Origin of the sequence: Nocardia sp. GCM10030253, assembly GCF_042675075.1 — a bacterium.
Taxonomy (GTDB): Bacteria; Actinomycetota; Actinomycetes; order Mycobacteriales; family Mycobacteriaceae; genus Nocardia.
The window spans coordinates 280,354-293,254 of sequence record NZ_JBHTDL010000003.1; the positions used below are offsets into that span (position 1 = coordinate 280,354).

Here is a 12,901-nt window from a genome sequence, read left to right on the forward strand (position 1 = left end):
AGGATCGTATCACCGTCGCCCCGGCAGAAGCCGGGATACACCGCGTAGCCCCGGCTTTGGCCGAGGCTACGCGAAGGAAAGGACCGCAGAGGCGCTGGTCAGCTCTTGACGCCGCCCGCGGTGAGGCCGGAGATGATGCGACGCTGGAACAGCAGCACCATGATGACCAGCGGGATGGTGACCATCGTGCCCGCGGCCATGATGGCGGCGTAGGGCTGCACGAGGGGATTGTTTCCGGAGAAGCGCGCGATCGCGACGGTCACCGGTTCGGTCTTGTCGCTGGAAAGCAGTCGCGCCAAAAGGTATTCGTTGACCGCGGCGATGAACGCGAGGATGGCGGTGGTGAATACCGCGGGTGCGGCCAGCGGCAGCATGACGAGCCGGAATGCCTGCAACTTGGTTGCTCCGTCGATGCGCGCGGCTTCTTCGAGCTCCCACGGCAGCTCCGCGAAGAACGACGCGAGGATGTAGACGGTCATCGGCAGCACGAACGAGATGTTCGGGATGATCATCGCCTGGTACTCGCCGATCCAGCCCAGATTGGTGAACAGCTGGAACAGCGGCGTGACCAGCACGACCACCGGGAACATCGAAGCGCTCAGGATCAGTCCCGACACCAGGTACTTGCCCTTGAAAGTGAGCCGGGCCAGCGCGTAGGCGGCCATCACGCCGAGCACCAGGGCGAATACCGTGGTGGCCGCACCGATGACCACGCTGTTGAGCAGCGCCTTACCGAAATCGTTTCCGCGGCTGGTGTCGAAGGCGTTGCGGAAGTTCTCGAACGTGACGTGGGTGGGCCACGGGGTGTTGTCGAAGGTGTAGTCCGGGTCCCGGAACGCCGTGACGGCCATCCAGTAGAACGGACCGAGCCCCCACAGCAGCACGATCAGCGCACCGAGGTACAGCCGTACCGTACCGAGCCGCTTGGTCCACGGGGTCGTGGTGGTCGTGGTGGCCATCAGTGCGCCTCCCGCTGTTCTTCCTGGGTCCGAACGGCATTGGCGCCCAAGACCTTCACCAACAAGAACGCCACCGCGAAGATCAACAGGAAGGTGATCGTCGACAACGCGGCCGCACTATTCGGGCCTTGCCGAACCTGCTCGACCACCAGCGCCGAAATCGGGCGGGTGGCCGGGTTGCCCAGCGTCATGATCGCGGGCAGGTCGTACAGGCGCAGCCCGTCCATCGTGCGGAACAGCACCGCGACCAGCAACGCGGGCTTGAGCAGCGGCAGGGTGATCTGGGTGAAGCGCTGCCAGGCCGAGGCTCCGTCGACCTTGGCGGCCTCGTACACGTCGGCCGGGATCACCTGCAGTCCGGCGAGCAGCAGTAGTGCCATGAACGGCGTGGTCTTCCATACGTCGGCGGCGATCACCGCGAACCGCGCGGGCCAGGCCTCGGAGGTCCACAGGATGTGCGTGCCGAGCAGCCGGTTCACCACCCCGTCGTACTGGAACATGAACTCCCACAGCCGCGCTGTGACCGCGGTCGGGATCGCCCACGGAATGAGCACCGCGGCCCGCAGCAAGGCCCGCCCACGGAAGGTCTTGCCCATCACCATGGCCATGCCGAGGCCGAGTGCCGCCTCGAGGGTCACGGTGATCACCGTGAAGAACAGCGTCACACCGATGGCCAGCCAGAACTGCGAGCCGAGGTTGCCGGTGGGGCAGGACACCGTCTCGCCGCCGGCCTGACACTGCTGTAGCAGCCAGTGCGTGTAGTTCGAGAACCCGGCGCTGCCGCCCTCGACGAACATGCCGGTCGCCGGGTCAAGCCCCGCATCTTTCTGGAACGACATGTAGATCGCCCGGAATACCGGGTAGCCGACGACGACGGCGAGTGTTATCAGCACCGGCGTGACGAATAGCCACGCCTTACCGGAACTTCGCAGTTGCAAAGCCAATGTTCCACCGAATCCGCGTTTGGGCGGCAGAACGCCGTCGCTCGACACGCGGGTGGCCGTTCCCGAAGGATCCGACACCGTTTCTCTCTCCTACAGGGCTTGATGGTCCGGCGCGAAATACCTGCTACGAACCGGCTGTCTCGATGCCCTTCTGCATACCGATGATCGCGTCGTCGACGGACTTGTTTCCTGTCAATGCCGCGTAGGCGTTGTCCTGGATTGCCTTCGACACCGCCGGATAGAACGGAGTCACCGGGCGGGGCACCGCGCTGGCGATCGAGTCCTTGAGGGCGGGCAGGTACGGCATCTTCGCGATCAACGCCGGATCGTCGTACATCGACGCGCGTACCGAGGGCAGCGCGCCGGAGGCGACGATGTGCTGTGCGTCCTCGCTGATCAGGAAGCGCAGGAAGTCGAGCGCGGTGGCCTTGTTCTTGGAGAACGCGCTGATGGCCGCGTTGTAGCCGCCGAGGGTAGAGGCGCCGACGCCGTTCTCACCCGGCAGCGGCGCGACCGCGAACTTGTCCTTCACGGCTGAGGATTCGGAGCCCGCGTCACCGAAGGTGGACGGCCAGGCGCGCACGAACATCAGCTTGCCCTGGGTGAAGGCGGCGCCGCTCTCCGGCTCCTTGAAAGTGATGGCTTCCTTGGGGATATCGCCGCTCTTGTAGGCGTCCACCAGCTGCTTCAGTCCGGCGCGGGCCTGCGGGGTGTTCACCGTCGGGGTCTTGCCGTCGGCGCCGACGAAGGTGCCGCCGAAGCCATTGATCACTTCGGCGCTGTTCACCGTCAGGCCCTCGTACGGTGCGAACTGGCCTGCGTAGCAACCGATGTTGTTCTGCTTGGCGATCGGACACTGGGCCAGCATTTCGGTCCAGGTCTTGGGCGGGTTGGGCACCAGGTCCTTGCGGTAGAACAGCAGGCCACCGTTGGTGTTGCGGGGCGCTGCGTAGAGGACGTTGTTATAGGTGGCGCTGGCGACCGGCGGCGAGAGCAGCGCGGAGGTGTCGATGGCGAAGGAGTCCTTCAGCGGCTGGATCCAGCCCTTCGCGGCGAACTCGGCGGTCCACGGCACGTCCATGGCGAAGACGTCGTAGTTGGACTGCTTGGAGCGCATGTGCTCGACGAGGTCGTCGTACTGCTGCGACGCGTCGTTCGACTGCTCCTTGAACGTCACCTGCTCGTCGGGATGCGAGGCGTTCCAGCGCTCGATCAATTGCTTGACCGCGCCGGTCTCGGTGGTGTCCTTGCCCTCGACGTAGGTGATCGGGCCGCGACCAGTCAGGTTCTGGCCGGTCGGGTTGCCCCCGCTGTCGCTGGAGCACGAGGCCGTGAACGTTGCCGTCAGCAGCGCCACGGAGGCGGCAGCCAGCGCCGCTCGGGGCACGAGCGACGTACGTAGGGACGACACCTTCTTCAAAGCCATCGCGAACACTCCAAGGGTCGAGACGTGAGCAGCAGCACACCAGTGGTGCACAACGCAAGATACATGGTGTTCATGTGAGACGCCGGAATACGCCTGCCGTTTGTCCGGTTCCACGACCGCCGGGCCCGCGCGCGTCGGAGTGCGGGTCCGCGGTCGTACTACGTCTGGAAATGCCTATTACGCTTGCGGGCGATGACTTCGCCGAATGCGGTTCCCGACCGGATGCTCACCCGGATCGGTGGGCTGCTGCGCAAGGCCGAATCCACCGATAACGAACACGAGGCCGAGGCGTTCCTCGCCGCCGCGCAACGGCTGGCGACCAAGTCCTCGATCGACCTGACGGTGGCTCGGTCGCATGTGGCGGGGCGTGAACGCAGGCCGACGCCGGTGCAGCGGATCATCCCGATCGGCGAGCCCCGCAAGAAGGGGCTGCGCACGTACGTGCAACTGTTCGTCGCGATCGCGGCAGCCAACGACGTGCGCTGTGATGTTGCGCGGACCTCGACTCAGGTCTACGCCTACGGATTCGATTCCGATATCGATACCTGCGAGGCCTTGTACGCCAGCCTGCTCGTGCAGATGGTGCGGGCGTCGGATCAATACATCAAATCCGGGCAGTATCGAGCCGCCACCGTTGAGAAGATTGTCACCGAAAAGCGTTGGGGGCGCCGGGTTCAGCGCCGAGTGCAAGCCCCGGTCGCGCCGGTGACGGCCAGGCTGAACTTTCAGATGGCCTTCGCCGCGCGGATCGGGCGCCGGCTTGCCTCGGTGAAAGCGGAGGTCGAGGCCGAGATCGTGCCGGACTCCTCGGCGGCGGGCACCGCGTTGGCCCTGCGTAACAAGGAAATCGAACTCACCGACTTCTACTCGCAAACCTCCGAGGCGCGCGGCACCTGGCGTGGCCCACAGGCCTCGGCCGGTCATTCGGCGGAGGCCCGGCGTGCGGGCGATCGGGCGGGTCGGGCGGCCCGGCTCGGCACATCGCCCGAACTCGACGCTGCCCGAGGGCAGCTGACCCGAGGCAACGGCGCATCGTCATGAGTCCGCGAGACAGCCAGCGCGCCCAGGTATATGACGCTGAACAGCTGGTACGCGGAGTGTTCGACCGGGCGGACGAGCACGGCAATCGCACGGTCGAGCTCTACGGATCGCACCTCACCCTGCCGATCGAGCGCCGCTTCGCCTCGGTCGATTCGGTGCAGACCTACGCGGACAAGGTGCTAGACCTCAATTGGGTTCGTACACAGTGGGATCGGGCCGCGGTGCGGGTGCGCGTCCGGTCGCGGGCCGGAACGACCGCCGCGCACTATGAAGTCGAAGACGCGGTACTCGCGGTGCCGCTGCACAGCGGCGGTACCGCATGGGCGCTGCGCGAACTCGTTGTGCTGCACGAGCTCACCCATCACCTGGAGCCGCTGCCCGCAGCGGTGGCGCCGCACGGCCCGGAATTCTGCAGCCGCTATCTCGACCTGGTCGACGGTGTCATCGGACCGGAAGCGGCGCTGGTATTGCGGGCGACGATGCTGGGTTGCGGTGTGCGGCTGGGATCGGCCTGACCGGGCGGCGCACCGTCGAGTTTCGCCGCTCGACCGGTGGAGGGGCGGGCACATCCTGAGGTTATGTCTTGCGAATCCGACGACAAGGGGGCCGGCGATCCGGCTTCTGTCGCCTCGGGCTAGGGGTGCTCGCCTGGGGCGAGAAGTTGCGTGGGGCCGGAGTTCCCGCGTTCGCCACCATCGATGCCAAGACCCCAACGTCGACGGTGATAGCCCCTGATCAGCCGCGTTATGCCGAGGACCGGCTGAGGCGCTGCCCACGCAAAACTCATCTTGCTGTGCGCCCACCTGGGGTCATTCCTCGAAAAGACATCGCTCCGGCGCGGTCTCGAAGATCCGTTCCAATTTTCAACGCGACGTACACCCTTATGTGACGTTCCGAGATGACAAATCATGCACTCTTCGCAACCGCCATTCGTTCCTTCCGTGCGTCCAACCGGCAGAGGTGCCCGCGCAACGACCGGCTACCTCGGTGCCCGCGCAACGACCGGCTACGGTCCCGGCCCACTTGGCTATAGTTCTGGATGGCAACCGGCGATGGGCAACATTGCACGGATTGGGGCCAGTCGATGGTCACCGCGAGGGCGCTCGACGACTATCAACACCGGATTCGCTGCCCTGCTGCGGGCCTCGGCGATCGATGTGGAACCCGAGTACCGGGCGGCGGGGATCGCCATGACAGCGCAGTGATCGGGGTCTGGCTATACCATCGACGCCTCGACGGGTAGCGTCTGCGCTACCCGATATTCGGGTGCTGGCGGGATCGCTTGCCGCGCTCGTCGGCAATAGCGTTGCATCCATGCACCCTCGACAGTCGTTCGTACTCGCCTTTGTCGCAGCGCTTCTCACGACCACAGCAGCGTGCGGTCGTTCCGATGATGCCGAGTCCATGCCGTCGGCCGAGTTCACGCAGGCGATGGATCGCATTCTGCAGGAGCGGGTTCCAGGTGTTCAGGTGGTCGTCACCGCGGACGGTAAGCACACCTTCCACACCGCCGGGGTCGGGAACGTCGCGACCGGCGGGCTGATCTCCGAGGACGCGTACCTCCGTATCGCAAGCAATACCAAGACCTTCGTTGCCACGGTCATCTTGCAACTTGTCGAGGAAGGCGAGGTCGGGCTCGACGTTCCGGTCGAGCGATATCTGCCGGGAGTGATCGCGGGAAATGGGTATGACGGCAATCGGATCACCGTGCGAAACCTGTTGCAGCACACCGGTGGACTGCCGAATTACATCGACCCGGAGAAGATTGCGAAGAGTATCGGTAACCGGTATCGCCAGCCATTCGACGCCGAGCAGGTGGTCCGGGAGACGCTGCGGGCGAATGTTCCGCTGGGTGAGCCCGGGACGCAGACGGCGTACTCGAACACCGGTTATCTGTTGGCGGGCCTGGTGGTCGAGCGGGTCAGTGGGCAGTCGATCGGGACCGAGATCAGCAAGCGGATCATCGAACCGCTTGGTCTCACCTCGACCTATTATCCCGAGCCCGGCGAATCGACCCTTCGGGCACCGCATATGTACGGTTATGACATCGTCGATGGAAAGCTCACGGACGTAACGGAACTGGATGACTACGGGGTCGGGGGAGCCGACGGGGCGCTGGTCTCCACCGGTGCGGACCTCAACCGTTTCTTCATCGCGCTGCTGGCCGGACGGCTGCTTCCCCCGCATCGTCTCGCGGAAATGAAGAGCACCGTACCGAGCGATCTCCCGCTACCGGGCCTGCGGGGGATCGGTCTCGGGTTGTTCCGCTACGAGACCTCGTGCGGATCGGAATTCTGGGGACATGGCGGCGGCGCCCCCGGTTTCGGGACGATCGGTGGCGTCACGGCTGACGGCCGCGCGGTGACGCTGATCGCCAACTACATGCCGCCCTCGGAGCAGGCGATGACTGCCATGGGTGTCGCCCGCGACGCCGCGCTCTGCGCGAAGTAGCCCAGATGTCAGGCGTTCAAGTAAGCCAGCACCGCCTGCACGCGGCGGTGCCCGCGGTCCTCGCCGGTCAGGTCGAGCTTGGCGAAGATGGCTCGAATATGTTTGTGCACGGCCGCTTCGCTGACCACGAGCCGGTCGGCGATGGCGGCATTGTTGTGGCCTTCGGCCATGAGCGCCAGGACTTCTCGCTCCCGGGCGGTCAAACCGACCAGGGGGTCACGGCGGCTGCTCAGGATCGCGGCGATCACCCCGGGGTCGAAAACCGTCGCGCCGCCCGCGACCCAGCGCAGTGTGTCGAGGAACTCCGCGACCGCGCCCACCCGCTCCCGGCGCAGGCAGCCGACACCGCCGCTGCGGTCGGCGAGCAGTTCACCGACCCCGTCGACGTTGCCGATACCGGAGGACAGCACCAGCACCGGCAGCCCGGGATGCCGCTGTCTGGCACGCACCGCCGCACACAGTCCGTCATCGGTGATCATCACGTCCGGGCGGTCGGCGACGGCCAGGAGATCGGCGCTGTCGCAGACCGCGGTCACCTCGAAGCCGTGCGCGATCAACAGTGCGGCCAGTCCTTCCCGCAGCAGGGCGTCGGCCGCGGTGATCACGACGCGCAGGCGCCTTTCGGGATCGGCGGCCATCAGACGATCAGCGCGATTAGCGCACGCATCGATTCGGCGATGTACTCCACGCTCACCTCGGCAACACCGAGCGCCACCTGCTGGGACATCCCGCTCATCAGGCTCTCGACCGCGGGCCGCAGGCGCTCGGCCTGTTCCGCTGTCGTCGTGGCGCCGGACGCGTCGATGCGCCGTCCGGTCAGCAGGTCCGTCATCGCCTCGGTGAGGTCCTGGGCCTGCGTGATCGCTGCCATCAACTCCGGCTCGCGGAACGCGACCGCCAGCGCTTCCAACTGGAACGCGACCTGCATGCCGCTCAGTTCCGCGGTGGCGATCCGGTGGGTGAACCCGGCCAGCCCGTCGAGGATGCCGGTCAAGGAGAGTTCGGGATCAGCCAGCGCCGCAACGGCTTCCACCTGCTCCTCGATCACGCGCCGACTGGCCGCCAGCAGCAGGCCGCGCTTGCTCCCGAAGATGGAGTAGATCGCGCCGGTGGTCAGATCCGCCCTGGCTGCGATGTCCTCCAACCGTGCGGCCTGATAGCCCTTCGCCGCGATTTCAGCGACGGCCGCGTCCATCAGCGACTCCCGGTTGCGCTGTCGCGCCTCGTCTCGGCGCATCCACTTCTCCGCTCGTTCGGCAGCCGGGCACATCCCGGCTTGTGATAATCCTATTACGATAATAATCGAATTACGAAAGAGGGTCCACCATGCGTCGCGCCATCGTGAGCGCTGCCTTGGCCGCATCGATGCTGGCTCCGGGTTCGGCCGCTGCCGGGGACTCGGGGCTGAGTCGGTTCTACGACCAGGCCTTGGACTGGAAGCCATGCGGCACAGCCGATCTGGATGACGCGGGCGCCCAGTGCGCCGATGTCACGGTGCCCCTGGACTATGCCGACCCGCAGGGCCGCACCATCACCGTGGCGATCTCCCGGCTCGCCGCCACCGATCCGTCCCGCCGCCGGGGGATCATGCTGTCCAACCCCGGCGGGCCGGGCGGACCGGGACTCGACATGCAGCTGTTTCTCCGGCCGGACTTCACGCCCGATGTGCTCGCCCGGTACGACCTGATCGGCATGGACCCCCGCGGTGTCGGCCGATCAACCCCGATCGCTTGCCACTGGCCCGTCGCGGGCTTGCGCTCCGCGGGCGCCGACGCCCCCGACTATGCCGAATCCGTTGCCACCCAAGCCGACTTGGCACAACGCTGCCGCAACGCCACCGGTGACGCACTGCCGCATTTCACCACCCGCAACACCGCGCGGGACATGGACGTGATCCGCGCCGCGCTCGGCGAACAGCGGATCAACTACTTCGGCGGTTCCTACGGCACCTACCTCGGCGCGGTATTCATCCAGATGTTTCCCGAACGCAGCGACCGCATGGTGCTCGACAGCGCGGTCGACCCGCGGCGCTACGGCATCACCATGCTGCGGGATATGGGCCCGGCCAACGAGGCGGCACTGGACGCCTGGGCCGAGTGGACCGCCGAGCGGGACGGCGAATATCGGCTCGGCGCCGACCGCGGCCGGGTGCGCGCCGCCGTGGCGGCGCTGATCGACCGGGCGAACCGGCAGCCGATCCGGATCGGCGCGCATCAGGTCGACGACGAGGTGCTGCCCGCGCTCATTTTCGATCTGGTGGCGAATCCGAAAACGTACGGCGTGCTGGCGGCCCAGATGCGTCAGCTCACCGACGCCGCCGACGGCCGGCCGGTGCAACCGAGCGCCGAACTCGACGAAAAGCTCAGGGGCCTGCTCGCCGGTCAGCCGGACGACTCCCAGACCTGGGCGATCATGTGCAACGACATCCCGGCCCCGCGTGACCCGCTCGAGTACTGGAACGCCATCGAAGCCAGCCGATCGACCCAGCCGGTCTTCGGCCCGTTCGTGAACAACATCCGCCCGTGCGCGTTCTGGGCCGACCCGATCGAAGCGCCCACCCTCGTGCGCAACGCGTCGCCCGCGCTGATCCTGCAAGCCACCGGCGACACCCGCACAGTGTATGAATCCGGCGTCGCGCTGCACCGCACGATGACCGGATCCCGGCTGATCACCGCGCCGGACCAGCGCATCCACGGCGTATTCGGGAAGGTGCCGTGCCCGACGGCCGCTGTGAACGCCTACCTCGCCGATGGCGTCCTGCCGGAGGGCGACGTCACCTGCGAAACGAGCTGACCCAGCGTGGATCCGTAGGTCTCATCTGGCCGTTCGAGTGTGCGAGTGTCAGCCTGGGAGTTTGCCCCTGGTATATCGACAGCTCGGGCCGATCACTGGCTGGGTTGCGGCAGATCTACTCGGCAGTCGTCGACTTTCGGCGGGTCCCCATGGTGTTGCATCAAACGCAACAAAAGTTGAGTCTTGTCTAGAAGTGGACGATTCATTGCAGGTCGCAGCCCGCGTTGCTCGCATCAGGCCGGTCCGTCGATCGGGCTGAACTGGGTCGCAGCGCCTTTCGCTATTGCGCCGAATGTTGCATCCGGCGCAATAGCGCTCACTCACACGCTTCGGTGCGGCCGGATCCACAGCCTCAGGACAGCAGCTCCCGCACTCGGTCGAAGCGGTTGTGCCACCAGGTGACTCGCTCTGGATCGGAATGTCGATAGAGCTCGAGCAAGGCGGGGTCCGGTTGGGGTGGGGTGCGCGGCACGGATAGGAATCCGTCGACCGGGCGCAGTGATTCGGCGACCACATCACCCTCGAACAGCGAGATCGTGCCGAGCCCGCAGGCGTAGTCGAGCTCGGGCAATGCCCCGGCGAGTGCGAGTTGGGCGGCGAGGCCGACGCTGGTTTCCAGCGCCGAGGACACCACGCACGGCAGGCCCGCGGCCGCGGCGACCTGCAGCGCGCGCCGGACACCACCCAGCGGGGTGCACTTGAGGACCGCGATATCGGCTGCGCCCGCGACGGCGACCCGCAGTGGATCCTCCGCGCGGCGGATGGATTCGTCGGCGGCGATGCGCACATCGACCCGGCGGCGCACCGCCGCCAATTCCTCGATGGTCCGGCACGGCTGTTCGACATACTCCAAACCGCCTGCGGCCCGGTCGATCCGGGTGATGTTGGCGACCGCGGTCTCGACATCCCATACCGCGTTGGCGTCCACCCGGATCGCACCGTCCGGCCCGAGCGCGGCCCGCACCGCCGCAACCCGGGCGAGGTCTTCGGCGAGCGATTCGGGATGATCGGCGACCTTGACCTTGGCGGTGCGGCACCCGGACCCGGCGACGATGTCGTGCGCGCGCTCTGGATCGACAGCTGGGACGGTGCAATTGATCGGGATCAGTTCCCGCACCGGTTCCGGCCAGCCCGTCGTCGCCTGTTCCATCGCGGTGGCCAGCCAGCCTGCCGCTTCCCGATCGTCGTACTCGGGGAACGGGCAGAACTCGCCCCAGCCGAGCGGCCCACGCAGCAGCATCCCCTCGCGCACCGTGATGCCGCGGAAGCGGGTCCGCAGCGGAATGGCATACACGATGGTCTCGGTGATGGCGTCGTTGTCGGCGGTGATCACGATCGCCACCCTACGGGCGGGGCCGACTATCGGTTGTGGCCTCGGCGGCACGACGGCAGAACTCGGCTGGTTAACCGCGGAGTACGCCGCACCGTGGTGACTCGGCTCGCGATCTATCCCGCCGAGCTTCTGGTTGTTCGGAGCGCCGCGTAGTCAGCGGAAGTCGGCGGCATGATCAGCGGCCCACTGCACGTACGTCCGCGCGGGTGCACCCGTTTGTGTCTCCTTTGAAATGTGGTTCTGCGATATGGGCGAGGATGTGGCGCAATTGCGGTCGTTCGGCACAGGTCATGCTTGGGTATGGCCTACGTTCGACAGTACTGGTTGCTGGATCTTGTACGCGCCGTGATCGGTTCGCTGATCAGCATCGGATTCGCCTGGGCGATCGCCTCTTTCCTGCCGCTGTACGAACTCGCGGCGGATGCGGGCGAAACGCGACGGCTGCCGGTGGCCTACGGCGTCGCCTGGCTCGGGATCGTCATGTCGCTGGCATACCCGGCGATGCTCATGCTGGCGGCGCTGCGGGCACGCGGGCCGATCGGTTGGATGCCGCTCGTCGCGGTGCCGCTGCTGGTCGGATCGTGGGTCGCCGGTTTCCTGGTCGCGATCGTCGTCTCCGGTTGAACGGCCATGCCCGCCGCACCGGGTCGGTGCGACGGGCATCGTTCGTCTCGGACGGTCGTCTTCGGGTATCGGAGCGTTCGATATCAGAGCCGTTCGAGGATGGTGGCGTTGGCCAATCCGCCTGCCTCGCACATGGTTTGCAGGCCATAGCGGGCGCCGCGGTCCTGCATGGCGTGGACCAGGGTGGTCATCAGCCGGGCGCCGGAGGCGCCGAGCGGGTGGCCGATGGCGATGGCGCCGCCGTTGACGTTCACCTTGTTCAGGTCGGCGCCGGTGTCGTTGGCCCAAGCCAGGACGACGGGGGAGAATGCCTCGTTGATTTCGATCAGGTCCATATCCGAGAGCTGGAGACCGGCGCGCCGCAACACCTTTCGGGTCGCCGGGATGACCGCGGTGAGCATGAGCAGTGGATCGTCGCCCGCCACGGCGAAGCTGTGCAGCCGGGCCAGCGGCGTGAGGCCGAGCTCGCGGGCGCGTTCGCCGGTCATGATCAGCACCGCGGCGCTGCCGTCGCTGACCTGGCTCGCGGTCGCCGCGGTGATCTCCCACCCGATCTGGGGGAAGCGGGCGGCCATGGCCTCGTCGTAGTAGGCGGGGCGCAGCTTGCCGAGGGTTTCGAGGGTGCTGCCGACACGGATGCCCTCGTCGGTGCTCAGCCCGTTGATCGGCGCGAGTTCTCTGGTGAACAAGCCGTTCTTCGTTGCGAGCGCCGCCTTCTCGTGGCTGGCGAGTGCGAATTCATCGAGCTGTGTGCGGGTCAGCCCCCATTTCGCCGCGATCAGCTCGGCACTGATGCCCTGCGGGACAAGCCCTTCCGGATAGCGCTCGGTGAAGCCGACGCCGGACAGGTCCTCGGAGCCGACCAGATTGGCGCCCATGGGAATTCGCCCCATCGACTCGACACCCGCGGCGACCACGATGTCGTAGGCGCCGGAGATGACGCCCTGTGCGGCGAAGTGGATGGCCTGCTGGCTGCTGCCACATTGCCGGTCCACGGTGGTCGCGGGCACCGATTCCGGATAGCCCGCGGCCAGCGCCGCCCGGCGGGTCATGTTGGCGCCCTGCTCGCCGACCTGGGTGACGATGCCGCCGATCACGTCGTCGATGAGCGCCGGATCGATGCCGCTGCGGTCCACCACCTCGCGCAGGCTGTGCGCGAGCAGGTCAACGGCGTGGACGTTGTGCAGGGCTCCGTTCGGCTTGCCCTTGCCGATGGGCGTGCGTACCGCCTCGACGATCACCGCGTCTCTCATGCTGGTTCCTTTCGGACCGCGAGCCGAGCACCTCTTGCCTGACTCTATTGGCTTATAGTCAGGGTAACGCCTGGATA

General features: G+C 66.6%; 12 protein-coding genes. 5 read left to right on the forward strand and 7 right to left on the reverse strand.

Going from position 1 to position 12,901, the window contains the following annotated elements; all coding sequences use genetic code 11:
- Positions 1-98: 98 nt before the first annotated feature.
- From ACFQZZ_RS03715 to ACFQZZ_RS03725, 3 genes are all read right to left on the reverse strand, one after another.
- The gene (locus ACFQZZ_RS03715; RefSeq protein WP_378673850.1) at positions 99-959 is read right to left on the reverse strand and encodes a carbohydrate ABC transporter permease; all 861 of its coding nucleotides are present in this window, start codon (positions 957-959) and stop codon (positions 99-101) included.
- Positions 959-1,933 carry a carbohydrate ABC transporter permease gene (locus ACFQZZ_RS03720; RefSeq protein ID WP_378674081.1) on the reverse strand — a complete coding sequence of 325 codons (975 nt, stop codon included), beginning with the start codon at positions 1,931-1,933 and terminating at the stop codon, positions 959-961. The genes ACFQZZ_RS03715 and ACFQZZ_RS03720 overlap by 1 nt, the downstream gene beginning before the upstream one ends.
- Before the next feature lie 94 nt (positions 1,934-2,027).
- Complete coding sequence (locus ACFQZZ_RS03725) at positions 2,028-3,329, reverse strand: ABC transporter substrate-binding protein (protein WP_378673853.1); 1,302 nt, start codon at positions 3,327-3,329, stop codon at positions 2,028-2,030.
- 192 nt (positions 3,330-3,521) lie between these two features.
- Between ACFQZZ_RS03725 and ACFQZZ_RS03730 the strand changes: the two genes are divergently transcribed.
- The 3 genes from ACFQZZ_RS03730 (at position 3,522) to ACFQZZ_RS03740 (ending at position 6,821) form a co-directional block, all read left to right on the forward strand.
- Positions 3,522-4,370 carry a DUF2786 domain-containing protein gene (locus ACFQZZ_RS03730; RefSeq protein WP_378673856.1) on the forward strand — a complete coding sequence of 283 codons (849 nt, stop codon included), beginning with the start codon at positions 3,522-3,524 and terminating at the stop codon, positions 4,368-4,370.
- Complete coding sequence (locus ACFQZZ_RS03735) at positions 4,367-4,885, forward strand: TIGR04338 family metallohydrolase (RefSeq protein ID WP_378673859.1); 519 nt, start codon at positions 4,367-4,369, stop codon at positions 4,883-4,885. The genes ACFQZZ_RS03730 and ACFQZZ_RS03735 overlap by 4 nt, the downstream gene beginning before the upstream one ends.
- 799 nt (positions 4,886-5,684) lie before the next feature.
- Positions 5,685-6,821 carry a serine hydrolase domain-containing protein gene (locus ACFQZZ_RS03740; protein ID WP_378673861.1) on the forward strand — a complete coding sequence of 379 codons (1,137 nt, stop codon included), beginning with the start codon at positions 5,685-5,687 and terminating at the stop codon, positions 6,819-6,821.
- Between the two features lie 8 nt (positions 6,822-6,829).
- Here ACFQZZ_RS03740 and ACFQZZ_RS03745 read toward each other — a convergent pair whose 3' ends face one another.
- Together ACFQZZ_RS03745 and ACFQZZ_RS03750 are read right to left on the reverse strand one after the other, a co-directional pair.
- Positions 6,830-7,435, reverse strand: a complete 606-nt coding sequence (locus ACFQZZ_RS03745; protein WP_378674084.1) for a DNA-binding response regulator — start codon at positions 7,433-7,435, stop codon at positions 6,830-6,832.
- A 23-nt stretch (positions 7,436-7,458) separates the two neighbouring features.
- Positions 7,459-8,016 carry a TetR family transcriptional regulator gene (locus ACFQZZ_RS03750; RefSeq protein ID WP_378673864.1) on the reverse strand — a complete coding sequence of 186 codons (558 nt, stop codon included), beginning with the start codon at positions 8,014-8,016 and terminating at the stop codon, positions 7,459-7,461.
- Between the two features lie 131 nt (positions 8,017-8,147).
- Between ACFQZZ_RS03750 and ACFQZZ_RS03755 the strand changes: the two genes are divergently transcribed.
- Positions 8,148-9,614: an alpha/beta fold hydrolase gene (locus ACFQZZ_RS03755; protein WP_378673867.1), complete on the forward strand. Its 1,467-nt coding sequence runs from the start codon at positions 8,148-8,150 to the stop codon at positions 9,612-9,614.
- A 352-nt stretch (positions 9,615-9,966) separates the two neighbouring features.
- On the opposite strand, the gene ACFQZZ_RS03760 is transcribed toward ACFQZZ_RS03755, so the two are convergent.
- Positions 9,967-10,947, reverse strand: coding sequence for an o-succinylbenzoate synthase (locus ACFQZZ_RS03760; protein WP_378673870.1), 981 nt, complete (start codon positions 10,945-10,947; stop codon positions 9,967-9,969).
- 300 nt (positions 10,948-11,247) lie between these two features.
- Here ACFQZZ_RS03760 and ACFQZZ_RS03765 point away from each other — a divergent pair, with 300 nt between their 5' ends.
- Complete coding sequence (locus tag ACFQZZ_RS03765) at positions 11,248-11,571, forward strand: hypothetical protein (RefSeq protein ID WP_378673873.1); 324 nt, start codon at positions 11,248-11,250, stop codon at positions 11,569-11,571.
- An 83-nt stretch (positions 11,572-11,654) separates the two neighbouring features.
- Here the strand turns inward: ACFQZZ_RS03765 and ACFQZZ_RS03770 are convergent, their stop codons facing one another.
- Positions 11,655-12,824 carry a thiolase family protein gene (locus ACFQZZ_RS03770; protein WP_378673875.1) on the reverse strand — a complete coding sequence of 390 codons (1,170 nt, stop codon included), beginning with the start codon at positions 12,822-12,824 and terminating at the stop codon, positions 11,655-11,657.
- Between the last annotated feature and the right edge of the window lie 77 nt (positions 12,825-12,901).